Annotated in this window: 23 protein-coding genes and 1 other RNA gene; 4 read left to right on the top strand and 20 right to left on the bottom strand. The window is 43.8% G+C overall.

Annotation, left to right across the window (positions count from 1 at the left end; all coding sequences use genetic code 11):
• Nucleotides 1-8: 8 nt before the first annotated feature.
• Nucleotides 9-1,211, bottom strand: a complete 1,203-nt coding sequence (locus tag BR06_RS0115520) for an ammonium transporter (protein ID WP_031484689.1) — start codon at nucleotides 1,209-1,211, stop codon at nucleotides 9-11.
• Between the two features lie 647 nt (nucleotides 1,212-1,858).
• On the opposite strand from BR06_RS0115520, the gene BR06_RS0115515 reads away from it, so the two are divergent.
• Nucleotides 1,859-2,764, top strand: coding sequence for a metal ABC transporter solute-binding protein, Zn/Mn family (locus tag BR06_RS0115515; RefSeq protein WP_031484688.1), 906 nt, complete (start codon nucleotides 1,859-1,861; stop codon nucleotides 2,762-2,764).
• Between the two features lie 236 nt (nucleotides 2,765-3,000).
• Here BR06_RS0115515 and BR06_RS0115510 read toward each other — a convergent pair whose 3' ends face one another.
• A complete protein-coding gene (locus BR06_RS0115510) occupies nucleotides 3,001-3,234 on the bottom strand; it encodes a hypothetical protein (protein ID WP_031484687.1) in 234 nt (77 codons plus the stop codon).
• Between the two features lie 324 nt (nucleotides 3,235-3,558).
• Here BR06_RS0115510 and BR06_RS0115505 point away from each other — a divergent pair, with 324 nt between their 5' ends.
• From BR06_RS0115505 to BR06_RS0115495, 3 genes are all read left to right on the top strand, one after another.
• The gene (locus BR06_RS0115505; RefSeq protein WP_031484685.1) at nucleotides 3,559-5,106 is read left to right on the top strand and encodes a sigma-54-dependent Fis family transcriptional regulator; all 1,548 of its coding nucleotides are present in this window, start codon (nucleotides 3,559-3,561) and stop codon (nucleotides 5,104-5,106) included.
• A 293-nt stretch (nucleotides 5,107-5,399) separates the two neighbouring features.
• Entirely contained in the window at nucleotides 5,400-7,064 is a 1,665-nt protein-coding gene (locus tag BR06_RS0115500) for a hydantoinase/oxoprolinase family protein (RefSeq protein WP_031484684.1), read from the top strand.
• Between the two features lie 12 nt (nucleotides 7,065-7,076).
• Nucleotides 7,077-8,396 carry a histone deacetylase family protein gene (locus BR06_RS0115495; protein WP_031484682.1) on the top strand — a complete coding sequence of 440 codons (1,320 nt, stop codon included), beginning with the start codon at nucleotides 7,077-7,079 and terminating at the stop codon, nucleotides 8,394-8,396.
• 134 nt (nucleotides 8,397-8,530) lie between these two features.
• Here BR06_RS0115495 and BR06_RS0115490 read toward each other — a convergent pair whose 3' ends face one another.
• From BR06_RS0115490 to BR06_RS0115410, 18 genes are all read right to left on the bottom strand, one after another.
• Nucleotides 8,531-10,108, bottom strand: coding sequence for a methyl-accepting chemotaxis protein (locus BR06_RS0115490; protein WP_031484680.1), 1,578 nt, complete (start codon nucleotides 10,106-10,108; stop codon nucleotides 8,531-8,533).
• 291 nt (nucleotides 10,109-10,399) lie between these two features.
• Nucleotides 10,400-11,707 (bottom strand): mechanosensitive ion channel family protein, encoded by a 1,308-nt coding sequence (locus BR06_RS0115485; protein ID WP_051677130.1) that lies wholly within the window; start codon nucleotides 11,705-11,707, stop codon nucleotides 10,400-10,402.
• 22 nt (nucleotides 11,708-11,729) lie between these two features.
• Nucleotides 11,730-12,545 carry a 4-hydroxybenzoate octaprenyltransferase gene (locus BR06_RS0115480; protein ID WP_051677138.1) on the bottom strand — a complete coding sequence of 272 codons (816 nt, stop codon included), beginning with the start codon at nucleotides 12,543-12,545 and terminating at the stop codon, nucleotides 11,730-11,732.
• A gap of 99 nt (nucleotides 12,546-12,644) precedes the next feature.
• A complete protein-coding gene (locus BR06_RS0115475) occupies nucleotides 12,645-13,088 on the bottom strand; it encodes a DMT family transporter (RefSeq protein WP_031484674.1) in 444 nt (147 codons plus the stop codon).
• A gap of 157 nt (nucleotides 13,089-13,245) precedes the next feature.
• Nucleotides 13,246-14,514, bottom strand: coding sequence for a tyrosine--tRNA ligase (gene tyrS, locus BR06_RS0115470; protein WP_031484672.1), 1,269 nt, complete (start codon nucleotides 14,512-14,514; stop codon nucleotides 13,246-13,248).
• Between the two features lie 63 nt (nucleotides 14,515-14,577).
• Entirely contained in the window at nucleotides 14,578-15,369 is a 792-nt protein-coding gene (locus BR06_RS0115465; protein WP_031484671.1) for a TIGR00282 family metallophosphoesterase, read from the bottom strand.
• A 101-nt stretch (nucleotides 15,370-15,470) separates the two neighbouring features.
• A complete protein-coding gene (gene rny, locus BR06_RS0115460) occupies nucleotides 15,471-17,027 on the bottom strand; it encodes a ribonuclease Y (protein ID WP_031484669.1) in 1,557 nt (518 codons plus the stop codon).
• Between the two features lie 192 nt (nucleotides 17,028-17,219).
• Nucleotides 17,220-17,402, bottom strand: a non-coding RNA gene (gene ssrS, locus BR06_RS20165) — 6S RNA.
• A 39-nt stretch (nucleotides 17,403-17,441) separates the two neighbouring features.
• Nucleotides 17,442-17,690 carry a cell division protein ZapA gene (locus BR06_RS0115455; protein ID WP_031484667.1) on the bottom strand — a complete coding sequence of 83 codons (249 nt, stop codon included), beginning with the start codon at nucleotides 17,688-17,690 and terminating at the stop codon, nucleotides 17,442-17,444.
• A gap of 94 nt (nucleotides 17,691-17,784) precedes the next feature.
• Nucleotides 17,785-17,961: a hypothetical protein gene (locus tag BR06_RS20570; RefSeq protein WP_169738254.1), complete on the bottom strand. Its 177-nt coding sequence runs from the start codon at nucleotides 17,959-17,961 to the stop codon at nucleotides 17,785-17,787.
• 31 nt (nucleotides 17,962-17,992) lie between these two features.
• The gene (glmU, locus tag BR06_RS0115445) at nucleotides 17,993-19,375 is read right to left on the bottom strand and encodes a bifunctional UDP-N-acetylglucosamine diphosphorylase/glucosamine-1-phosphate N-acetyltransferase GlmU (RefSeq protein ID WP_031484665.1); all 1,383 of its coding nucleotides are present in this window, start codon (nucleotides 19,373-19,375) and stop codon (nucleotides 17,993-17,995) included.
• A 358-nt stretch (nucleotides 19,376-19,733) separates the two neighbouring features.
• Nucleotides 19,734-20,138 carry a F0F1 ATP synthase subunit epsilon gene (locus tag BR06_RS0115440; RefSeq protein WP_031484663.1) on the bottom strand — a complete coding sequence of 135 codons (405 nt, stop codon included), beginning with the start codon at nucleotides 20,136-20,138 and terminating at the stop codon, nucleotides 19,734-19,736.
• Between the two features lie 14 nt (nucleotides 20,139-20,152).
• Nucleotides 20,153-21,556 (bottom strand): F0F1 ATP synthase subunit beta, encoded by a 1,404-nt coding sequence (gene atpD, locus BR06_RS0115435; RefSeq protein WP_031484662.1) that lies wholly within the window; start codon nucleotides 21,554-21,556, stop codon nucleotides 20,153-20,155.
• A gap of 21 nt (nucleotides 21,557-21,577) precedes the next feature.
• Nucleotides 21,578-22,456, bottom strand: coding sequence for a F0F1 ATP synthase subunit gamma (locus tag BR06_RS0115430; protein WP_031484660.1), 879 nt, complete (start codon nucleotides 22,454-22,456; stop codon nucleotides 21,578-21,580).
• A 15-nt stretch (nucleotides 22,457-22,471) separates the two neighbouring features.
• Nucleotides 22,472-23,980, bottom strand: a complete 1,509-nt coding sequence (atpA, locus tag BR06_RS0115425) for a F0F1 ATP synthase subunit alpha (protein ID WP_031484658.1) — start codon at nucleotides 23,978-23,980, stop codon at nucleotides 22,472-22,474.
• 4 nt (nucleotides 23,981-23,984) lie between these two features.
• The gene (atpH, locus tag BR06_RS0115420; protein WP_031484656.1) at nucleotides 23,985-24,536 is read right to left on the bottom strand and encodes an ATP synthase F1 subunit delta; all 552 of its coding nucleotides are present in this window, start codon (nucleotides 24,534-24,536) and stop codon (nucleotides 23,985-23,987) included.
• Complete coding sequence (locus BR06_RS0115415; protein WP_407637431.1) at nucleotides 24,533-25,105, bottom strand: ATP synthase F0 subunit B; 573 nt, start codon at nucleotides 25,103-25,105, stop codon at nucleotides 24,533-24,535. Before BR06_RS0115415 ends, atpH begins: the two co-directional genes overlap by 4 nt.
• A 29-nt stretch (nucleotides 25,106-25,134) precedes the next feature.
• Entirely contained in the window at nucleotides 25,135-25,551 is a 417-nt protein-coding gene (locus BR06_RS0115410) for an ATP synthase F0 subunit B (RefSeq protein ID WP_031484652.1), read from the bottom strand.
• Nucleotides 25,552-25,644 lie beyond the last annotated feature (93 nt).

Genomic DNA, 25,644 nt, shown 5'->3' with positions numbered 1-25,644 from the left:
AATAACTTTTAGAGCTGGTAACCAGCTTCACTATGTTCTGCAACGTCAAGACCTACAACTTCTTCTTCTTCTGTCACACGTAATCCACACGTAGCATCGATTACTTTAAGAAGTACCCAACTGACAACAAAACAGTAGCCCCATGTGCAAATTACTGACTCAAGCTGAATCCAAAGCTGTTCAGGATTTCCGTAGAAAAGACCTTCAGCGCCGACACTTGCAAAAAGACCTGTAGCAAGTGCGCCCCATGTTCCACCGAGACCGTGAATGCCTACGACATCAAGTGAGTCATCATATTTAAATTTAGCTTTGAGCAAGATCCCGCCGTAACAAATGATCCCACCACCGAAACCAATAAGGATAGCAGCCATAGGTGTTACAAAACCAGCCGCAGGAGTAATAGCAACCAGACCAGCGACAGCACCGGATGCTGCACCAAGAGTTGTTGGCTTACCACCGTGAAGACCTTCAACAAGAAGCCATCCGAGAAGTCCAGCTGCTGCTGCAAGGTGAGTTGTTACGAATGCATTTACGGCAACACCGTTAGCAGCAAGAGCGCTACCTGCGTTGAAACCGAACCATCCGAACCACAGTATGCCAGCTCCGAGAAGAGTCATAGGCAGGTTATGAGGAATAAAAGACTGTTTGCCGTATCCTTTGCGTTTTCCGATTACCAGACAAGCGGCAAGAGCTGCTGCTCCGGAACTCATGTGAACAACCGCGCCACCAGCAAAGTCAAGCGCGCCTCTTTCACCCATCCAGCCGCCGCCCCAAACCCAGTGACACATTGGTGCGTAAACAACAATTATCCACAAACTTGAGAATATTAATAGTGATTTAAATTTCATGCGTTCAGCAAAAGCTCCAGTGATAAGAGCGGGAGTGATTACAGCAAACATACCCTGGAACACCATAAAGAGTAGGTGCGGAAGATTGTCAGCAGGACTGTTAAGTGTATCCATGCCGACACCATCAAGAGCAAAAAAGTTCATTCCACCGATAATGCCGCCAATATCATCTCCAAAGGCCAGCGTATAACCAATTACTGCCCAAATGATTGAAACAAGACCGAGCATAACAAAACTCTGCATGATAGTTCCGAGCACGTTTTTACTACGCGCCATGCCAGCATAAAAAAGTGCAAGACCCGGAGTCATAAACATAACTAGGGCTGCACAAATAAGTATAAACGAGGTATCCGCTGCATTCATTTTAAATTCTCCCATTCATCAAGACTTTTACTATTTTTTACATTTGTGTCTTCCGACCTAGCCAGAACACTCTTTTTTTTGCAATTTTGCAAAAACTGCCCCTCAAATGCGTACTTTCATATACTATCAAGCACACTTCGTGCCATAATTTGTAGATTGCTACAAATTTGCAGGAAGAAAAACGACAATTATACATATTTGGCACTAGAATCACATACAAACTAGCTACAAAAATGAATATAAACATTTTAAAGTAATAAAGAAGTGCAATTATTTCGCGATCCGCAATACACTAGATGCAAACCAAAGCTATAAAAATGAGCTTACCCACAAGACATACATATTTTAACAGCTCCCAAACTCAGAAGTTAAAGAGTCCTATTGCGCGGAAACCCCTTGCCACCACTGAAGCTGTGGAATTTGCCAATTATGCACGAAACAAAACCACACGAAGAGGGTATGTTTTACAATTTTAGCAATACCCAACAATTCCCATTTGTATCATTATATATAGCTTCTCTTCAAAAAAGATAAATCCAGCACACCGAGAAAAGCACCCCATAAAACTTAAAACATTGACAATGCGGACAAAGATCTCCAACTATAAACCTAATTGAAATCTAATCTCATTCGAATGGAGCTCAAAAATGAACGTACGCAAACTACAATTTCTATTAATGACAACAATCCTGCTTTGCGCATCAATATCGCAAGCCGCACCGCTACAGGTCACCGTATCAATTATTCCACAAGCATATTTTATAAAGAAAATTGGGGGAGATCTGGTCGAAGTAAATGTAATGGTAAAACCAGGAAGCAGCCCTGCCATATACGAACCACAGCCGAGGCAAATGGCGAAGCTGAGCAAAGCAGAGATTTATTTTGCCATAGGAGTTCCGTTTGAGCAGGCATGGTTGCCAAGATTCGAAGCGGCAAATCCGAAATTAAATGTAATAAACCTTGCCGATTCAGTGGTCAGACATCCCATGCAAACACACCTGCACGACACCGATAAGCACCACGAAGACGAAGTTGAGCACACAAAAGAACGTAACGACAATTTCCTTGCCGATCCGCACGTATGGCTGTCTCCACCTCTCGTCAGAGTTATAAGCATGCAGATAAGAGACTCTCTTATAGATGCCGATCCCAAGAACGGCGACACCTACAGAGCCAATTACTATAGTTTTGCAGAAGAAATAGACAGGCTGGACAAAGAATTGATTGGAATTTTCAAGACAAGCAAAAAGCACATAAGCTTTATGACCTACCACCCGTCATGGGGATATTTCGCAAGAGCCTATGGATTGAACCAGATCCCCATTGAATTGGAAGGTAAAGAACCTAGCCCGAAGCAGATGAGAAAAATTATTGATTTTGCAAGAGAAGAGTCGGTATCGGCAATATTTATTCAGCCTCAATTTTCACGAAAGAGTGCACAGACAATTGCATCGTCAGTGAATGCAAAAGTACTTATCGCGGACCCTCTGGATGGCAACTGGGCGGAAAATCTGAGAAAAACAGCAGAAACCTTCCGCCAAAACTCACGTTAAGATGCGAAAGAAGGAATTCAGAATGAGGTATGGAAAAGGGGATATAAAAAAGGATTGAACTGCGAAATGATTACTACTTTGAAAGTTACCTAAAAAGACTCGAAACTATGGAAAAATTAGCAAGTATAAGACTTACATCCTGTGAGAATCAACTTGCTAGTCTAAAAAAAATAACCTCGAGCCTCTTTAAATAACCCGACCAAAGGGATGGTCGATCAACTGAACTTAAAGAACAACTAAAAGCTGAGCACCCCAAGTACAGTGATGGCAAAAGCAACAGGAGCACGAAAAAGGAAAAAACCTTTTGCGGGAGTAGGCATTTCAGCAGCAATCTTTGAGCGCAATTCTTTAAATTTTTTATTCAATGCACGATTCTGCATTGTTCTGCCCAGCCTTGCCTGCCGAGATTGACCACGAAGTTCTACCATCTCCTGCTTATGAAAAGCTATAAGACCATTAATACTAACCATAAGACTCTCTCCATCTTAATATTATAAAATATACTAACCAGATTTATTTGAGGAATTGTGAACCGGGAAACCCGAAGGGGTCGGGGAGGTGGAGTGGGTCCCCCGGTCCATACTTGACAAACAAGCTAATCCTAACAAAGCACCATTCGTGCCAAAACGGCGCAATCACTTAAAACCACTGACAGACAGCGACATTAAGCCCATCCAGCTACTTTAGACATATTATAATTCCGACATCCACACGTTGACCACTCATCATTTTCACGATATATCATAAATATGACCAAATAAAAAAATGATAACCCAGCTCAAAAGCAGATAATTATGACACTATCAATCGACGACTATAAAGCTCTATCGCAAGAACTTGACCCTAAAAAACTACAGAGAACCATTCTCGCACTCCTTCTCAAACTTCAGAACGTTGAGCGTGGATCTCTTTGGATTGAAAAAAACAACATGTACGAGTGCGTCGAAGCGATGGGCCACCAAAGCGAAGAACTTAAGGGAGTTAAGCTCTCGCCTAACAAGAAATCAATTGTTGGCTGGGTTATTAAAAACGGCAAAATGACCACAGCCAAAGCAGGGGCTGATGCCAGGCACAACAGTCAATTTGAAGACAAATTTAAAGTTAAAAGTAAGCACATATTATGCTTCCCCCTTTTGCTGAAAGGAAAAGAAGTTTACGGAGCAGTTCAAGTAATTGACACAAGCTCCGCAGGAGACAACTTAAATTTAGCGCCAGATTATCTGAAGATGCTACAGGAAATGGTTGATATAAGCTCTCTTGCCCTTCGCAATTCATTGGAATTCCAAAAGCAACAGCGTAAATATGCACAGCTCAGTCGGACTCTCAGCAGTATTCGCGGCAAAACCTCAATTGTCGGCAAAAGTGCATCTATTAACAAAGCTCTTAAACTCGTCAGCAACTATGCAGCCACAAACTACCCAGTCCTTGTCTATGGAGAATCAGGCACGGGTAAGGAACTTTTTGCGGAAGAAATTCACGCCCAAAGCTCTCGTGCCAATAAGCCTTTTTTAACCCAGAACTGCAGTGCTATTCCTGAAAATCTTCTTGAAAGTGAGCTTTTCGGCTATGTAAAAGGTGCTTTCACGGGAGCAAACACAAATAAGTTAGGATTATTTGAAGCCGCTGACGGAGGTACTGTCTTTCTAGATGAAATTGGGGACATGGACATAAACCTTCAAGCAAAAGTTCTGCGAGTTCTGCAGGAAAGTGAAATTAAACCACTTGGCGGAACTGAAACTAAAAAAATCAATATTCGCATCATTTCAGCAACCAACCGCAAACTGGAAGAAGACGTGCGCTCAGGGCGTTTCAGAGAAGACTTATATTACAGGTTAAACGTCCTTCCACTGAAGCTCCCGTGCTTAGATGAACGCAAAGAAGACATTCCTCTTCTCACAGAATATTTTTTAGCAAGAGAAGCTTCTTACAGTCATATGCTACCCAAAAAGCTCGATCCTAAAGCAATGATTGCCATGAAAACCCACAAATGGCCGGGAAATATCCGTGAACTGGAAAACTCAGTCAAACAGTTTCAAGCACTTGTTCCAGGCGATACCATTTTACTTTCAGACCTACCAAGACACATTGGCTTTCCCATAGCAAAAGCACAAAACAATATACCGCTTTCTGAAAAAACAGGAGCGAGCAGAATAAAATCAGAAAATATACTGCCGGAGGATCTCACCACTTTTACATGGAAAGAGATGGAAGCGTCATACGTCATGAAACTTCTCGAAAAATATAAATGGAATGTAAGTCAGGCAGCCCGCGCCGCAGGAATAAACAGATCAACATTCGACTCAAGAATGAAAAAATTGGGGATAAACAAGCAGGTAAATTAGGAACTTAAAAGCCCTATATTTCGACAAAAAGGTTCCTTTAAAATATTCTCAGCCTGCTTATTAAAAACTGTGTACCGCTTACGTGAAGCTTCATACCGTTTACAGTAAAACATCTGGACGGCAGAGCTTTTGAAGTGTTAATTATACGGAGGATTTAAACTCCGCGAATCCGGCTATTACCCTTCCAGTAAGTGACCTCCGGTTAGCTCAGTTTAAATATTTTTAGATATGGCTGATATTTTGAACTTCCCATACTTATTCATGGGAGAATTTCCACTTCAAGGATTTATCTGATGCTCCTTCTTGGAATCGATGTAGGCGGAACTCATACTGACGCGGTGGCCTTAGGCCCAAAAGGAATTGAAGCTCAAGTCAAGGTTGCGACCAACCATGAAGATCTGCTTTCCTCCATCAAAAGCGCACTTAGCGAAATAGTTAAAACGGCTGACCCATCTCGCATCAAACAGCTCAATCTAAGCACAACTCTTTCTACAAACGCGATTGTTGAAGGACGGTTCGAAGATGTTGGTGTTATTGTTTCTGCCGGCCCAGGGCTGGACCCGCACTCTTTCATGATCTGCAAAGACTTTCACGTTATTCCCGGTTCACTTGATCACCGTGGTTCTGAAACTAAGCAGCTCAACAACTTATCCCTTGAAGAAGCTATTTCATCCTGCCGAAAATCAGGAGTCCAAGTATATGCGGCCATAACAAAATTCTCACCCCGTAATCCTGCTCACGAGAAAGAAATGGAGCTTGCAATTGGAGACAATGCGGACTTCATCACTCTGGGACATCAAATTACGGGGCGCTTAAATTTCCCGAGACGCATAGCAACAGCTTATTATAACTGCGCGGTCTGGAGGGTTTTTAACAAATTCGCAGACGCTATTTCTGGAACGCTAGAAGAAATGGGACTTGGCCATATTAAAGTAAATATTCTTAAGGCAGATGGCGGAACTATGCCTCTGCCACTATCAAGAAGAGTTCCAGTGCAATCCATTTTCTCTGGACCAGCTGCATCCGTAATGGGCATAATTGCACTATGCAAAATCACCCATGATTCCATCATTTACGACATTGGCGGAACAACCACTGATATTGCTATTTTTGTGGGCGGAACTCCGCTTATCGAACAGGAAGGAATTAATATAGGATCACATCCAACCCTTGTTCGCGCTCTGAAAGTCCACTCCATAGGAGTTGGTGGCGACTCGGCCATTTCAATTCTGGAAGGAACCGTTCGAGTTGGGCCGGCTAGATTAGGTCCATCCATCGCGTTCGGGGGAGAAATTCCAACACTTACCGATGCATTAATCTGGAAAGATTCCTGCGACTGTGGAAATATCGGTAAATCCAAAGCAGGATTTGCAGCATTCGCTTCCAAAATAGACTTGAACCCGGATGAGCTGGCTGACAAGGCAATTGAGAATGCAATTGACAAAATTCACGATTCTACACGCGAATTAGTTGAAGAGATCAACCAACAGCCCGTTTATACAATCCACGAACTACTGGAAAACAGACGTATTGTACCCAGAAAAATTTATATAATGGGTGGCCCTGCCAAAGCAATAAAGATGGATATATTCCGTAAGTTCAGGCTTTCAACGGAAGTCCCTGAAAATTACGATGTTGCAAATGCCATCGGTGCAGCTTTGACCAGAACTACTACTGAAATAGAACTTTTCGCCGACACCGAGCGCGGAGTGATGTTTATCCCTTCACTCGGTTACAGAGAGAATGTTCCCCGCACCTACGACCTCGAAGCGGCCGAAAAAGATGCAATGAATCATCTCCTTGCACATCTCGGAGAAATGAGAGTTGCGGCAGACGGAGACAATGCGCTGATTACGGCATCATCTTCATTCAATATGGTTAACGGGGACACCACTGTCGGCAGAAATATCAGAGTTAAATGCCAGATCAAACCCGGCGTTGTCCGGACATATTCATAATACGGAGTCCTTATGCTCAAGGCTGAAAACAGTCTGGGAATCATATTTTTCCCCGCCTACGACTGGGCGATATCACCTACCCACCCTGAAAGAGAGGAAAGGCTCCTTTACACGCAAGATCAACTGCGCGAGGAAGGCCTTTTTGATATCGAAGGAATCCGTGAATATAAACCAGAGGTAGCAGAAACAGAGGACATCGAACGAGTCCATTTCTGCTTCCCAGAAGCGGAAGCCATTGCTACCCGCTCGCATTATATTTCCACGGGCGGCGCAATCAAAGCTGCCGAACTTGTCATGCAAGGTGAGCGTGACAGAGCCTTTGCCCTAGTGCGTCCCCCCGGACATCATGCCATGAAAACGGTTCTGGGGTCTCGCGGTTTTTGCGCTGTTAATGTTGAAGCTATTATGTGCGAACATATCCGTGAAAAGTACGGTCAAAAACGTATTGCCATCATTGATACGGACTGCCATCACGGCGACGGCACACAGGATGTATACTGGCACGATCCAGACACGCTATTCATTTCCATGCATCAGGACGGGCGTACGATCTTCCCCGGCACAGGCTTTCCAAAGGATGCAGGTGGCCCGAAAGCCTTAGGTAAGAATATTAATATTCCGCTCCCCCCCGGCACGTCAGACGCCGGATTCATGATGGTCATGGAACGCATTGTCATGCCCATACTTGAAGATTTCAAGCCGGATCTCATCATTAATTCTGCGGGTCAGGATAACCACTTCACCGACCCCATCACCAATATGAATTTCTCAGCGCAAGGTTATGCAGCTCTTACAAAAATGCTTAAACCTCACATTGCAGTGCTCGAAGGCGGATATGCAATTCAGGGTGCTCTGCCTTATGTAAATCTAGGAATCAGCCTTGCTCTTGCAGGGGTTGATTATTCCCATGTCTGTGAACCGGGCTGGAACCCCGAGACGCTAAAAGAATCAGATGAAATTATGAGCTATATAGAAACTCTTTGCGGAAGCATACCCGACATTTACTTTAATCCTCCAGAGAAAAGTAATGAAGGGATCATAAATGGCGACTGGTCCGTAAGACATCGAAACATTTTCTACGACACAGAAGGTTTCACTGAATCACAAACGGAATCTTTACTGCTGTGTAACGACTGTCGAGGATTGCTCAAGGTACAGACGCAAAAAGAGAATGGACCGATGGGCTTCGGAATAGAAATCCCCATAGGGGCATGCGATAAGTGCCGAAATACTGGATATTCAATTTTAGAAGAAGCACAGGTTAAAAGCAAGTTCCGCTATATGCAGATGATTAATCGCAGAGAAAAAGAATACATGCGCTACGGATTTTAAAAAAAAGAAATGTAGAAACCTAAGGATTGAAGGTTCCTTGGTTGTCATTAAAACAAATAAAGGGGTTCTTTTTAAAGAACCCCTTTTTATATGGAAAGCTTAAAATCCCCTAAGACCAAGGGAAGCCGTAGAACCTAGTGCATTTCTTTAATAATATTTGATAGCGTGCCTGCAAGCTGAGACAGCTTGGAAATGGCGCCAGTAGATTCTATCATGGCTTGCTCTGTTTCACCGGATATGCGGCTTACTTCGGCAGTAGACTGGTTTATTTCTTCACTCGCAGCCGATTGTTGCTCTGCAGCTGCTGCAATGGAACGTACACGGTCCGCGGTAGATTCTGAAACGGACACGATTTGCGCAAGTGCTTCACCAGATTGCCCAGCCATTTCAGTACTTTTTTCAACTGAAACTACCGCAACTTCCATAGCTTTAACATTCGCTTTCGCACCCTTCTGAATACCAGTAACAGCCACATGCACTTCAGCAGTAGCCTGCACTGTTTTTTCGGCAAGTTTACGCACCTCATCGGCAACAACAGCAAACCCGCGTCCTGCGTCTCCTGCCCGCGCAGCCTCAATCGCCGCATTCAGAGCCAATAAGTTAGTCTGATCAGCAATGTCTTCAATAACTCCAAGCACCCTGCCAATTCCCTCAGAGTGCTTATCAAGTTCTTGCATAGCCTCTTTCAAAGAAACCGCCTGCACGGCAACTTCGTCAATTGATTCGACAACGTCAGTGACTATAAGGGCTCCGCGCTCCGCGCTTTCCCGAGCATGATCAGCATCATTTGCAGCTTCCTGAGCATGACGCGCGACTTCTAAAACGGTAGCAGTCATCTCTTCCATTGCAGTTGCAGTTTCAGTAGAAAACTCAACCTGTACAACAGCGCCGCGTCTGGCTTCAGAGACTAAACCTTCAAGCTGAGTGGCAGCCTCACCTAAATCATGGGAAACCACGCCAGCCTTCTCAGCAGCATCAGCAATGCGCGCATTTTGACTGAGAATATGGGCCTCGCGCTGCTTAAGCTCGGTGGTATTTACGTATAAACAACACCCGCCAATCACTTTTCCCTGCACATCATGCAGAGGAAAAAGATTCGCTAAAATATTAATATCACTCCCGTCAGAATGCTTAAACACAGCTTCACGATTCATAGCACTAACATCATCATCCATACATGTTCCAATAAGAGACTTACGGTCATCATTATAGAAAATCTGAGAAATCATGCGCCCATGAAATGATTCAGGCTCAGCTGAAGAACCTACCATTTCGAGACACTGACGGTTAAGAAATGTAATCTTCTCACCCTCTGCAACAATACAACAAGGCATAGGAAGACCTTCAAGAATACTCATGCTGAAACCGAGGCGCTGCTTATAATTATCCGCCAGCTCAGTTACAGCAGTCCGTAATTCAATAAGACCAGGAGAAGTGCACTTCTCAGCCCCTGAATAATCGCCCTCAAGAATGCGTGATGTATAGGATGTAATACTGGAAACAGGCTTCTTAATGTACGCATTAAACATACAGATCAAAGATATTCCAAAAAAAATAAACAACGAAATCATAAAAATTGCTAGAGACTTGATCGCCCACGGCTCATTTCCGTACTTCAGTGCGAAAAAGCCACACACTCCACAGGCAATGAAAATAGCCCCAGAATAGATCCAAATTACTGAACGTAAAAACTTTTTAACATCATCAATCATAACAGTTCCCCTTGAAAAGTCGTTAAACCTATTTCTGAACCTGCTTACAAAACAGTTTGCAGTAATTGTGGTAATAAACTCCAAGCCGAAACACCTTTCTGCCGTTAGACAGAGTAACCTCGCACTTCGCAACTAACTATTTTACTAACATATGTCGACACGTTTTAGTAACATAATATTTAAAATGCACATCCAACAAGTAAGCCCGCAAAGATTATCTTTTAAAAAAAGAATCTTTACGGGCTATTACATATCTTTTTAACGGACTTACCTAGTCAGAACTAAAACAAACTATTTCTCAGGAAGATTCTTGATATAAATCTCCTGCTGCGGGAATGGGAATTCAATACCATTCGCGTTAAACGAGTCCCAAATTGCGAGCATCGTATCCGACTTAACTCTTCCAGTCCCTTTTTCAGGATCACCAATCCAAATTCTGAGCTCGAAATCGACAGAACTGGCACCGTATCCAGTCATTCTACATGCAGGAGCAGGACTTTCAAGAACGCCTGTGACCGTCTTTGCTGCGACCTCACTTAAAGCCATGGCCTTACGGACATCCGAGGAATATGCAATCCCGAATGGAATTCTTAGACGGACCGAACTGTCACCATATGTCCAGTTAATAACCTGTCCAGTGATGAGCGAATCATTAGGAATAAGATATTCTTTTTTATCAAAGGTCTCCATCGAAATAAAACGAGCATTCAAAGATTTTATCTTGCCGCGCGCATTGCCAACTTCGATAATATCGCCGGGTTTGATAGACCGCTCAAGTAGCAGTATTACACCACATACGAGATTAGAAATAACCTTCTGCAACCCAAAACCAACACCGACACCGACAGCCCCAGAGAAGATTGTTAACCCTGTGAAATCTACTCCGATTCCTTTAAGACCCAGATAAATAGCCAGTGTCATAAGGCCTAATTTAGACCCTTTGGACAAAAGAACTTGTAAAGAAGGCGATAAAGTTTTTGACTGTTCAATTTTAGATTGAGCTATTTTATTCACAAAACTTGCGACCTGAATTAAAGCAATAAGAAGTATTATTCCTTTAAAAATAACAAGTATGGACAAATTCTTTTGATTGTATACAAATCCAACAGTATCTAGAAAAGCTACAGTTTTACCGAGCATTCCGAATACATTTAGAGCGGCCATAGTCCATGCTGTCGCTGAAATAAATTTTGCCCAAAACTGATTCATTACCAGACTTGATGCAATTTTAATTAATACCCAAGCAGCAGTCAAAGAGCCTGCAATGATAAGCAGGTCAGGCCGATACTCCTTTGGAAACATTACATAAACTGACAACTTGAAAAGTAGTACAGTAAAGACTAGCCAAACTTGTTCCAGAACAGTTTTAATGAATAAGCTTTCACGAACAACTGTCGGGAACTTTCCTTTGATACCGGTTTCAATCTTGGGGGTGACTTTTTTATGAAATAATCTGCCTAATATGAATATCAAAGGAATAAGTATGAGTTCTTCCGCTCCACTTATGGAGAAAAAATCCCTTACGACAGATTCTTTAAAAGCAATAAGCCACTTTAATAAATCTTCCCTGAAAAACTTTTCAATAACAGAAACATCCATAAACATTCACCCCGCAATACTTTTAGAGAGCTAATACAGTTCCTACGAACAGCAATACTGAGATAACACCGTTTAGAGCAAAAAAGGCCATATTTACACGACTCATGTCATCTGCTGAAATAACTTGGTGTTCAAATATCAAGATCCCACCTACGATAGCAGTTGTAATGAAATATATCCAGCCAAGTCCGGCAGCAAGACCGCCTAATAAAAAGAAAATAGCAGTGTTGATATGGCAAAAAGTAGAAATTGTGAGCGCCTTTTCTAGCCCAAGACATGCAGGAACAGAATATAACTCACGTCCTCGATCGAATTTTCTATCCTGAGTGGCGTATAAAATGTCAAATCCGGCAACCCAGAAAAGAACCCCGAAGAAAAATAAAATGGCAGGCAAAGTAAACTGAGGATCAACACATAGCCAGCCCGCAAGTGGCGCAAGTCCCAAAACAGAGCCGAGTACAAAGTGACAAAGCTTCGTAAATCGTTTGGTTAATGAGTAAAACGCGGACCACGCAAGAGCAAAGTAAGAAAGTTCATGGCAAAGCTCATTCATATTGTAGCAGGCAACAACGAAAATAACCGCGCAAACCACGATAAATCCGAAAGTAAATGTAGCTGACAATTCGCCTGTAACTAACGGCCTTGTTCGGGTTCTAGGATTTTCACTATCAATATTAATATCTACAAGTCGGTTAAATGCCATCGCAAAGGACCTGACCGCGACCATTGCAACTGTCAGCAATAAAAAAGGAGTAAGGTCTGGCCATCCATCGGAGGCAAGAAAAAGCCCCATGTAAGCGAATGGCAAGGCAAAAATTGAATGCTCGATTTTAATCATCCGGCAAACAAGAACCGTATTTTCCCATAAAGATTTAAGGCGATTACTTAATAGTTCCAGCAAAATTAGACTCCTTTTCAGTAACTCTTCACTATATATTCAAAATCTCTCAACCATAACAGCACCAATTACAACCAACACAACTCCTGCAACACGCATAGGAGAAGCTTCTCGAACGGCATAGCCTATGAGGCCGTAGTGGTCCAGAAAAATGGACGCCGCCATCTGCCCCGCTACCATCCAGCACATCATTGTTCCCGCACCAAGGACGGGAGCAACTATTACAGCCGATGCTACAAAAAAAGCACCCATAAAACCACCCGTCCACATCCACCAAGGTCCTTTCATAACAACAGATGTTGAAGGAACAGGAATCCGCATAACAACGGCATAAACCATCAGAGCGATGGTACCGACTGCAAAAGAAATCGTTGCGGCAAGAACAGGATCCCCGACAAAACCCTTCAATCGGAGATTAATACCAGCCTGAGTCGGAGCTAAGGCCCCAAACATCATTGCTATAGATATAAAAAATAACCGCATGACATCTCCTAATCTGAAAGGCATAATTCAAATCAAATAAGCTATTAGTAGAACACGTTTATCTCATCGTATTTCAAGGTCTAGCGAGTGTGAATAAAATAAAAACCCGGAAAGCCTAAACTTACCGGGTATTTAATAAAAAACTTTAATCTATGAACTACTTGCGAATTACAAGTCCGTAATTCTTTTTACCCTTACGGATAAGCATTGCTTCCCCGCCTATAAAATCGGTATCAACAGGAGCGTAATCATAATCATCGACGCGCTCATTATTAATATAGAGTCCACCAGCTTTAATATCTTTGCGCGCCTGGCCTTTAGACTTTGACAACCCCAGATCCATAAGAATCTGTGCCAGATCTGGAATATCAGCGGCTTCATATTCAACACCCGGAGCAGCTTCCATAGCTTCGCGCAAGGTTGCAGAGTCGACAGACTTGATATCTCCACCGCCAAAGAGAGCAACTGTTGCGGCTTCAACTTTTGCAAGCTCTTCTTTGCCATGAATCATGATTGTGGTTTCTTCGGCAAGCCGCTTATGAGCTATGCGTTTGTATGGTGCTTCTTCATGCGCCTTTTCAAGCTCAGCAATTTCTTCTTCTGTAAGGAAAGTGAAAAACTTCAAGAAATTAATTACATCTCTATCATCTGAATTAATCCAAAACTGATAGAATGCATAAGGTGAAGTCATTTCGGCATTTAAGAAAATCGCGCCCTTTTCACTTTTACCGAATTTCTTCCCAGACGCAGTGGTAATAAGAGGGAAAGTAAGTGCAAACCCTTCGCCAGCTGCTTTACGGCGAATAAGTTCACAACCTGCAGTAATGTTGCCCCATTGGTCACCACCACCAATCTGAAGCTGACATTCTTTCTCTTTATATAAATGGTAAAAATCGTATCCTTGAAGAAGCATGTAACTGAATTCTGTGTAGGAGATACCAACATCTTCACGGCCAAAACGACCTTTGACAGATTCTTTTGCGAGCATCCAGTTTACAGTAAAATGCTTACCTACATCACGGAGCATATCGAGAAATGAAATTTCTTTGGTCCAATCATAGTTGTTAACAACTTCGGCTTTCTCACCAGTATTGTGCTCGCAAAAACCTTCAATCTGAGCTTTGATATTAGCAGACTGAGCTTCAATCTGTTCAATACTTACAAACTCGCGTTCTTTGTCCTTACCACTCGGATCACCAACTCTTCCAGTTGCTCCGCCGAGAAGGAATAATGGATTGTGTCCCGCTTTTTTCATGCGGACGAGGCAAAGAAGAGGTACGAGATTACCAATGTGCAGGCTGTCGGCTGTTGGATCAAAGCCGCAATACATGTATCTTCCAGGAGTTGAAAGATAATCACGCACTTTACCTTCGTCCGAAACCTGATGAATTAACCCACGCCATTTTAGATCATCATAAATATTCATTTTTACCTCTTTAATATTTTCATAGTTGCTCTACCAAAGAGCAAATTTCAGCATAAATGAAACTTAGCAGTCATGCATATGATCGGACTTCCAAGTTTCAATAGAAATAGTTTTACCTGTAGTTTCATCTACATCAAGAATAACGCCCTGTAATTGAACAGCGCCTCCAGCAACCCGCCACTTTTGCGGCAGGCCAGTAACAAATCTCTTAATCACTGGATCTGGAGCAAGTCCGAGACACGAATCAATAGGACCGCACATTCCTGCATCGGTAATATAACCGCACCCATCAGCAAAGATGCGAGCATCATTAGTCTGAACATGTGTATGTGTGCCTAAAACAGCAGAAACTCTGCCGTCAAGGTACCTGCCAAGGCACTGTTTTTCAGAAGTCGCCTCAGCATGGAAATCTACTAATCTAACTTTTATATCTTCTGGTATTTCTTCAAGAATCTTATCGGCACCGCGAAAAGGACACTCGCACGCACTCATAAAAGTTCGACCTTGAAGGTTTATGATCGCAACAGATAAACCTTCATAAATCTCAAAGGATGTCCATCCTCTCCCGGGCGATCCTTCCGCGACATTGGCGGGACGCACAATGCGGTCACATGCGCTCAGATAAGAGTATATATCTTTAAATTTCCATATATGGTTGCCGGAAGTAAGAACATCAATTCCAGAACCGAGAATCTCTTTTGCATTCTTAACCGAAAGACCAACACCGGAAGACGCATTTTCTCCATTGGCCACAATAAGATCAAGACTGAGCTTCTCACGAAGGTCAGTCATTTTTTTTGCAACACCCTTTCTACCGGGTCTGCCGAATATGTCACCAAGAAATAGAATCCGCACTGCGTTCACCTAGCGGTCAAAATGAAATTTGTGGAGGAGAAAAAAAGCGGGGAGGAAGGTCGGCCCGGAGGGACAGACCCTCCGGGCCGCTATAAACTCACTTATTTAGCATAACCTACGGAACGGCGTTCGCGAATTACGGTTACACGAATCTGACCTGGATAAGTCATATTATTTTCAATCTTTGTAGCAATGTCTTTACAGAGCATATGGGTATTGTCATCGGTGACCTTTTCAGCATCGACCATAACCCTAATTTCGCGACCAGCCTGAATAGCATAGGCCTTAGCAACTCCGTCAAAACCAGTTGCGACATTTTCCAGTTCTTCAAGGCGCTTCACATAGTTTTCGAGAAGCTCTTTTCTTGCGCCTGGACGTGCGCCGGAAAGGCTATCAGCAGCCTGTACAAGCGTTGCTAAGATAGACTGAGGAGGAATGTCTTCGTGATGAGCCTGGATAGCGTGGATAATCTCTTTAGTTTCTCCATGCTTCTTAGCAAGATCAGCACCGATCACAGCATGTGGACCTTCGATTTCATGGTCAACAGCCTTACCTATATCATGAAGTAAACCAGCACGCTTAGCAGCCTTCTCATCCATGCCAAGCTCAGCAGCCATAATGCCGCAGAGGAAAGCAACTTCGAGAGAATGCTGAAGCACGTTCTGAGAATAACTTGTTCTGTACTGTAATTGCCCGAGAAGTTTTACAATCTCAGGATGAATGCCGTGAACTCCTACATCAAATGTAGCCTGTTCACCGATTTCACGAAGTTTAACGTCCATTTCCTGCTCTACTTTACCAACAACATCTTCGATGCGTGCAGGATGGATACGTCCATCGTGAATAAGTCTTTCAAGAGCCTGTTTCGCAATTTCGCGACGAAGAGGGCTGTATGCGGAAAGAACTACAGTTTCAGGAGTATCATCAATAATGAGGTCAACACCTGTAGCTGCTTCAAGCGCTCTGATATTTCTACCTTCACGGCCAATGATACGTCCTTTCATATCTTCCGATGGAAGCTGAACGGCTGTAACGGTCTGCTCATTAATGTAGTCACCAGAATAACGCTGAATCGCGAGGGCCAAAATCTTACGGGCCTTGCGATTTCCTTCTTCTTTTGCTTCCATTTCAATGGCACGAACCATTTTACCAGCTTCGTGACGAGTCCGGCTTTCTATTTCTGTCATGAGCTTTTCGCGAGCTTCTTCAACTGTAAGTCCTGAAACTTCTTGAAGTTTACGCTCATGCTCATCTTTTCTTCTTTCAAGTCCTTCACGGAGATCTTCGAGCTTCTTTTCCTGCTTGATCATGCGCTTTTCAAGAGCTACAACTTCTGACTCTTTGCTTGCGACTTTCTCAAGTTTTTTCTCAAGGCGCTCTTCTTTTTCTAAGAGACGGTCCGCTTGTTTTTTCAAACCGCGTTCCATTTCTTTAAATTCATTTTCTTGTTCTTTTTTAAGAGCATAGACTTCATCCTGCGCTTGAAGTCTAAGTTCTTTTTTCATTGCTTCGGCTTCTTTACGAGCCTCATGCACTATTCTATCAGCCAGACCCTGTGAATCAGCTATACGCTTAGAATTCACATAACGGTGCAGGGCATATCCGCCTGCGGCACCTAGGGCCATTCCAAATATAATCAGAAAAAAATCCCCAATCATGCCATTCTCCTTTTATGTTGACAGGCCCTCTAAGACCTGATTTTTCACTACCGATCAACTAACGATCAGAGGTAACAATCTTCAATGGAGAATAGAAAAGAGACGGAGGCTTTACATAGAGGAGTTGTGCGGATTAAACAGTTTTACAGCAATTAATTAGATCAATTACTATAAAAATGAGGTTCCCTGTGAAGGGACCCCGGAGATGCCGTGTTGCCTTATGAGTTAGAACCTAGTCTAACAGGTGGGCGCCGCACTCGAAGTATTAGGCTTCCCGGTCAAGCCGGGCTTGCTCACCACTCCGATGATACATGCTCCCTTTCTTAATATATTGGTTCAGAAACTATAGGGCAATCACGAACTCCCCAGGGAAATATATCTATATCCAATTGTGACCACTTATGCGATCACAAATCACTTCTCTAATAGCGCGTTAATCTTCTCTTCCATCATTTCGAGCTTGCGGGTGTTTACAAGGTAGTCATCAGCAAGACTAAGGGCTAAACAAGTAAGCAGCTTTTCCCTGCTCACATCTTTTCCGCCCCGAGTAAGTTCACCGAACCGGTCTTCAAGCACATCCTTTGCGGCTTCTATTCTTACTTTGTCCGCATCAGTCTTGAATGATATTTCAAGCCCGAGAACCGGTATCGTATAACGAGGCATATCTATATGACTACCATCATCCTCTGAATTTTATTAAATCTACCTGTCAGCTACAGAAATACTATCTCATATATCTGACAAATTAACAAAACTCTTATTCGAGATTTCCTTCAACTTTACCCAGAAGAGTCTCAATGCGACTGCGAACTTCGTCTTTGCGCAGCTTTTCCTGTTCAATTTCTTCTAAAAGAAATGCATTCTCTTCTTCGAGTTGCTTAATTTTAACCAGCATTTTATCGAAACGTTCTTCCAATTGTGCGATTATTTCCATTCTGCTAACCTAATACCTTATCTTTACAAAATCAAGACTTCTGAGAAGTCCGGGAAATGTTAACTTGCCTTGACCGGGCTACACCCAAGTCGCCGTCACTTACATCTTTAGTAATCGTCGATCCAGCGGCAATCAGCACGCCTTCTCCAACAGTTACAGGCGCAACCAACGCAGTGTTACTACCTATAAAAGAGTTCGCACCAATAATGGTTTTGAACTTATTCTTTCCGTCATAATTACAGGTAATTGTCCCTGCCCCTATATTTGTTCCAGCTCCGATTTCGCTATCTCCTAGATAGGACAGATGACTGGCTTTCGCTCCTTTACCAAGAACAGCCTTTTTCACCTCAACGAAATTTCCGATCTTAGATCCTTCTTCGAGGATGGCCCCGGGACGAAGTCGCCCATACGGTCCAACACTACATTCAGGACCGACCTTAGCATCTTCTAAATGGCTATATGCCTTAATTTCCGCATTTTCGGAAACAATACTATCCAGAATTCTCACATGAGATTGAACTACTGCTCCGGAAGCAATTGTGGTTTTACCGTAGAGTTCACATGGACCGGTAAGTTCTGCCCCAGGCTCAATTTGAACTAGCGGACCAATAACTGCGGACTCCCAATTATGGATTATTACGCCGGAGCGCAACCATTTTTCTGAAATTCTCATTCGAAGAGTTGATTCTGCTTTTGCAAGCTCATACGGACTGTTAATCCCCATAAGATCGACGGAGTCTCCGCAATCAACAGCTGTGACTGCCATATCACACTGGGCAGCAAGATCTACTAAATCAGTAATGTAATACTCGCCACTCTTATTTTCATTTGTAATCTTGCCGAGCAACGCATCAACAGTTGAAATTTTAAGGCAATATATTCCGGCATTAACTTCACCAGTGACAGGCCCATAAATGGACTCGTCATAATCTTTTGCCTCAACAATCGCAGATACCTGCCCCGCTTTGTTCCGAATCACGCGCCCAAACTGACAAGGGTCTTTAGGGGTGATAGTTACAAAGGATAAATCAGCACCATCTTCTTTGACAGCCTCAAGAAAATCGCTGACGGCTTTTGAACTGACGAGCGGAGTGTCTCCGTTGATCACGAGACAATATTCCAAACCGGATGCCTTAATTTGGTCCCACCCCTGCTGTAAAGCGTGGCCGGTTCCAAGCTGCTCCTTTTGGAGAACAAACTTATCCTTCATTTCTGGGTAAGCTTCTTCAACATATTCAGAGCCAAAGCCAACTATCGTAAATATATCATCACCGATGGATGGACGCAAAGCGTTGTATACATAATAGAGCATAGATTCACCTAAAAGTGTCTTAAGAACTTTAGGCTTCTCAGAATGCATCCGTGTTCCTTTTCCTCCTGCAAGGACAAGGGCACAAGCAAATGAATCGTGCATTATATTTTCTCCGTGTTTATTACTTGCAAGGTGATATCAGTTTGCCTTGGCAGAGTAAATGAACAAAGATTTAAAATCGAAAATAATCAATTTTAAAATACCACATAAAAAACTTAGCTGTTTTATAAAAAATTTCAGCTATAAACACATGATTTTGTATATTAAAACTGCAAAAATACAACTATCAACTTTCATGTACTATAGCAATCAGATGTACAGATAACACCCGATTTGAGAACATATTCAAGAAATATAACTTAACGAAAAAAGGAGCAGACTGTTAAACAGTCTGCTCCTGAGTAGCCAAGGGGCTTTTGATGCTGAAACGAAACTCTTGCGAGTTTATATTTCGCGCATACTAGGCGGCATCTTTGCAGCTAAGGCGAGAGATTGCTCTGTGAAGAGCAGCCTGCGCGCGAGCTGATTCGATGCGATCCTTTGCTTTTTCCATACGGGCTTTCGCTTTATCCTGAGCTTTCTGAGCTCGAGCGATATCGATCTCAACGGCCTTTTCAGCAACTTCGGCAAGTATAGTCACTTTATTGTTTCCGACTTCAGCAAAGCCGCCGGATACGAATACATAGTGAGTGCGGTTACCATCATTGTAATGAAGGTTACCAATACCGAGAGCTGAAAGGAAGGGTATATGATTGGCCATTATACCAAACTCACCCTCAATCCCAGGTGCGCCGACGTAGTCGACTTCCTGAGAAAGGACCTTGCGATCAGGAGTAACGATTTCCAAAAGGAGCTTACTAGCCATAATCGCGTCCTATGCTATTTGTTTTTCTCTTTTTCGATGGCTTCTTCGATTCCGCCAACCATGTAGAAAGAGTTTTCAGCCATATCATCGTATTCGCCGTCAAGAATTCCGCGGAATGCTTTAACAGTCTCATCGAGCTTTACGTAAACACCAGGAGTACCGGTGAAAACTTCAGCTACGTGGAAAGGCTGTGAAAGGAAACGCTGGATGCGACGAGCACGAGCAACAGTCTGCTTATCTTCATCTGACAATTCGTCCATTCCGAGAATGGCGATGATGTCCTGAAGATCTTTGTATTTCTGCAGAACCATCTGAACTTCACGAGCTGTAGAGTAATGCTCGGCACCGAGGATATTCGGGTCGAGAATACGAGAAGTGGAGTCAAGAGGGTCAACAGCAGGGTAAATACCAAGCTCTGCAATCTGACGAGATAGAACTAATGTTCCATCAAGATGCGAGAAGGTAGTAGCTGGAGCAGGGTCAGTAAGGTCATCCGCTGGTACGTATACAGCCTGAACAGAGGTAATAGAACCTTTTGTTGTGGAAGTAATACGTTCCTGAAGACCACCAAGGTCAGTACCAAGAGTAGGCTGGTAACCAACAGCTGAAGGCATACGTCCAAGAAGTGCGGACACTTCTGAACCAGCCTGTGTGAAGCGGAAGATGTTATCAACGAACAGAAGTACGTCTTCACCTTCAACATCACGGAAGTATTCAGCGATGGTGAGAGCTGTTAGAGCAACACGAGCACGTGCTCCTGGAGGTTCGTTCATCTGGCCGTATACGAGAGCTGATTTCTCAAGAACACCAGCGTCTTTCATTTCATGATAGAGGTCATTACCTTCACGAGTACGCTCACCAACACCAGCGAAGCAAGATTTACCACCGTGCTGTTTCGCAATGTTGTTAATCATTTCCATGAGGATAACTGTTTTACCAACACCAGCTCCGCCGAAGAGACCCATTTTTCCGCCCTTAGGGAAAGGAACAAGAAGGTCAACAACTTTGATGCCGGTTTCTAGCAATTCAACTTTAGTTGAAAGCTCGGTAAATGCTGGAGCAGGACGGTGAATTGGCATTTCAATGTCAGTTGCGATCGGGCCAAGTTCATCCACTGGGCGACCAACAACGTTCAAGATACGACCAAGTACAGCGTCACCAACAGGTACAGTGATTGCGATACCTAGAGCGGTAACGTCCATTCCACGAACAAGACCTTCAGTCGCATCCATAGCAATGGTACGAACAACGTTATTACCGAGATGCTGTGCGACTTCACAAATGAGGTCAGGAGCGTCAGTGTTGTTCGGGTTGTCAATCTGTACTGCTGTCAGAATATTGGGCAACTGCCCTTCAGGGAATTCGACGTCAACAACCGCGCCGATAACCTGAGTAATTTTTCCTATAACTTTACTCATCCGAGTAACCCCCTAATATTATCATTTCAACGCTTCCGCGCCGCCGACAATGTCCATAAGATCCGCAGTAATAGCGGCCTGCCTTGTTTTATTGTAAAGCAAAGTTAACGCATCAGACATATCATCGCATGCCCTTGTTGCATTATCCATTGCGGCCATACGTGCAGCGTGTTCGCTGGTAGACGTATCAAGAAGGCCACGATATACTTGTACTTTCACAAAGCGAGGTAGAAGTTCCGCAAGAAGACCTTCAACAGAAGGTTCGTAGATGTATTCGCCTTTAGCTTCGCTATCAACATCAACTTCAGCAGCAACGTCCGCGGACATTGGCATAAGCTTCAGAGTTGTTGGAGGCTGGGAGCCAACACTTACAAACTTTCCGAAAACGAGGTAAACTTCGTCAAGATCTTCTGCGAGGTAGGCATCAATAACTTTGTTGCCTACAGTGGACGCCAAGTTGAAGTCAAATGAGCCCATTTCGTCAGCGTATGCTTCAACGAGTTCGTACTCACTCTTCTTAACTGCTTCACGGCCTTTCTTACCTACGCAGTAGAACTTTACAGTTAAACCTTCAGCCTTCTTTTCTGCGGCCAATTTCAAGGCCGAGTTTATCATATTGGTATTAAAACTACCGCAAAGTCCGCGATCAGAAGTTGCAAGCAAGATGCCTACAGACTTGATCTCGTCATGGACTTCAAGCAGAGGGTGAACATTAGAGTCTACCCCGGCTGCTAGATCAGCAAGCATTTCATAGAACTTGTCTGCGTAAGGGCGGAAGCGGTCAATTCTAGATTGAGCTCCACGCAACTTAGCGGACGCGACCATGTTCATAGCTTTAGTGATCTGCTTTGTCTTTTTAATACTGACTATTTGATTCTGGACATCCTTAAGAGAAGCCATCAGTACCTCCCAGGATTAAGCTGTGAAGCCTTTTTTAAACTCTTCAAGAGCAGCCTTCAGCTTGCCTTCGAGCTCATCATCAAGAGCCTTTTTAGTCTTAATGCCTTCCATGATTTCTGGTTTGGCACTAGCTACGAACTCTAGGAGTTCTTCTTCGAACTTACGAACAGCTGTTACAGGAATTTCGTCCATGTGGCCGCGAGTACCGGCGTACAAGGAGACAACCTGCTGAGCATCGTTCATAGGCTGGAACTGAGGCTGCTTGAGAAGCTCAACCATGCGAGCACCACGATTCAGTTTCTGCTGAGTCGCTTTATCAAGGTCGGAACCAAATGCAGCAAACGCTGCAAGTTCACGGTACTGAGCAAGGTCAAGACGGAGTGTACCGGCAACCTGCTTCATAGCCTTAGTCTGAGCTGCACCACCAACACGGGAAACGGACAGACCTACGTTAATAGCTGGACGAATACCGGAGTTGAACAAGTTAGGCTCTAGGTAAACCTGACCATCAGTAATAGAAATTACGTTAGTCGGGATATATGCGGAGACGTCACCAGCCTGAGTTTCAATGATAGGCAATGCTGTCAAAGAACCTGCACCAAGGCTGTCGTTTACTTTACAAGAACGCTCGAGAAGACGCGAATGTAAGTAGAAAACGTCACCAGGGAATGCTTCACGACCTGGAGGACGACGAAGCAAGAGAGACATCTGTCTGTATGCAACAGCCTGCTTAGATAGATCATCATAAGCGATAAGTGCGTGATTACCACCGTCACGGTAGTATTCAGCCATTGTAGCGCCTGTGTATGCAGAAATAAACTGCAAAGGTGCTGGCTCAGATGCTGTAGCAGAAATGATTGTAGTGTATTCCATTGCGCCGTGCTTACGGAGAATGTCAGCAACGAGTGCAACCGCTGCTTTCTTCTGTCCGATAGCTACGTAGAAACAATGAATTCCAGACTCTTTCTGAGCGAGGATAGCATCAAGACAAACCGCGGTCTTACCAACCTGACGGTCACCAATGATGAGTTCGCGCTGTCCACGTCCAACAGGAGTCATTGCGTCGATAGCCTTGAGGCCTGTGTACATTGGTTCATGTACTGACTTACGAGCAATAATACCAGGAGCTTTAAGCTCAACTGGGCGAGTTTCAGTAGAATCGATTGGTCCGAGTCCATCAATTGGCTGACCGAGTGGGTTGACTACGCGTCCCATAACAGCCGGTCCAACAGGAACGGAGAAAAGCTTGCCAGTACGTTTTACTGGGTCGCCTTCTTTAATTTCAGTATCGTCTCCAAGGAGAGCAACACCAACGTTATCTTCTTCAAGGTTAAGAACCATGCCCATGAGGCCGCCAGGAAACTCGAGGAGTTCCATAGCCATTGCGTTCTCAACACCGTGTACACGAGCGATACCATCACCAACTGAGAGAACGGTACCTGTTTCGCTCATTTCGACCTTAGATTCATAATTCTGAATCTGATCTTCAATGATTTTGCTGATTTCTTCCGCTTTAATCTGCATGGCCCTACACACCCCTTTTAATCTGTTCTTTCATCATTTGCAGCTGAGCGCGAATGCTTGCATCAAGAACTTTATCTCCAACCTGAAGAACGACTCCGCCAAGGATGTCATTGTTCATAGCAAACTCAAGTTCGAGCTTGCATTTAAGTTGAGTTTCGAGACGTTCTTTGATTTCAACCTGACGCTTATCTGTCAGCTTGATCGCAGTCACGAGTTTACCCCGGACGACACCTTGGATAGTATCTAGCATTCCTGAATAGTCACTTGCTATTTCAGGAAGGCAGTCGAGCCTACCCTTGTCGGCCAAAAGGTTGCAAAAGTTTTTAACCACAGGTCCTGCCGAAATCTTTTCCAGCAGTTTATCAAGTACGGCTTTCTTTTCGTCCGCACTGAAAACTGGATTCTGAAAGAGCCTCAGGGCCTCCGGGGAATCTTCCAGGATCTGGGATAAATCGGCTAGTGCCTTACCGTACGCCGCGAGATCTGCTTCTCCCTGCTTCTGGCCAACAGAGAACAGTGCCTTAGCATATCTGCGTGAGACTATGTTCCCGGTCAATTTAGCACCACCTTTGTTAAGTATTCATCCACAAGATTCTCATGCTGAGCTTTGGTTAGTTTGCTTTTAACAATCTTCTCAGCGGCTTCAATGACTTTATCAGCCATTTCTTCACGCATTTCGTCGAGTGCTACAACAAATTCCTGCTCAGCTGAGACTTTCGCCTGAGCTTTTAACTGCTCAGCGTTTAGTTCTGCCTTCTGGATAATTGCCTGTTTCATAGATTCGCCCTGGTCTCTGGCTTCAGAAAGGATTGCATCCTTTTCTTGTTCCAGATTAGCAATACTCTTTTCCACGTCCTGCAACTTCTTCTCTGCTGCGACCTTGCGGTCTTTCAGATCTTGAAGTTCCTGCTTAATTCCAGCCTGACGTCCTTTGAAGAGTCCGGCAATTTTCTCGCCGGCAAACTTGTAAAGAATTCCAAGAACTAAAATTAAGTTAAGAACGCGCCAAGTAAAGTTCATCCAGGGAATCTCATGTTCCCCCGCTCCACCGCTAGCAAAGGCTGCGCCTGCTGCCAACAATGCAGTAAGAGTGGCAATTGCCATGATCATGTGTTTCCGCTTCAAGGCTAACCCCCCTTCGATATTGATTAGGCCTAGCCAAGAACCTTGGCTGTAACCTTCTGAGCAAAAGCTTCGATCTCACCATCAAGAACTTTCAAGGCTGCACCTTTTTCAGATGCAACTTCTGCGCGGGCATCTTTCATGGTCGTCGCTGCGACCTTGCCTGCGCCAGAAAGTAAAGCCTGCTCTTCTTTGGCACCCTGTTCTTTAAAGTCGTTCCGGATTTCCATACCCTCTCTGCGGGTACCATCCAGAGCGGCTTCATAGTCCTTAACCTTCAAATCAGCCGATGCTGTGAAATTTTCAACATCAGAAAGCTGATCGCTCATAAGCTGAGAACGCTTTCTGATAATTTCACGAATCGGGCGAAACATTAGAAGGTTGAGAACAAGAAGGGTGATGATGAAGTTTGCTAACTGGATAAAAAAGCTAATATCTAAATCAATCATGCCTGCTCCCGAAAAGGTTGTGAATTTTTGTCCAAAGTCAGAGGCCCTTTAGCTTTTATTCAAAGCTGTGTCAAAGGGTTTTTCGTTTTGAAC

This window comes from Maridesulfovibrio frigidus DSM 17176 (assembly GCF_000711735.1).
In the GTDB taxonomy this organism is placed as follows: domain Bacteria; phylum Desulfobacterota; class Desulfovibrionia; order Desulfovibrionales; family Desulfovibrionaceae; genus Maridesulfovibrio; species Maridesulfovibrio frigidus.
The sequence above is the reverse complement of the archived record's forward strand: the minus strand, read 5'-3'. Positions and strand labels throughout refer to the sequence as shown.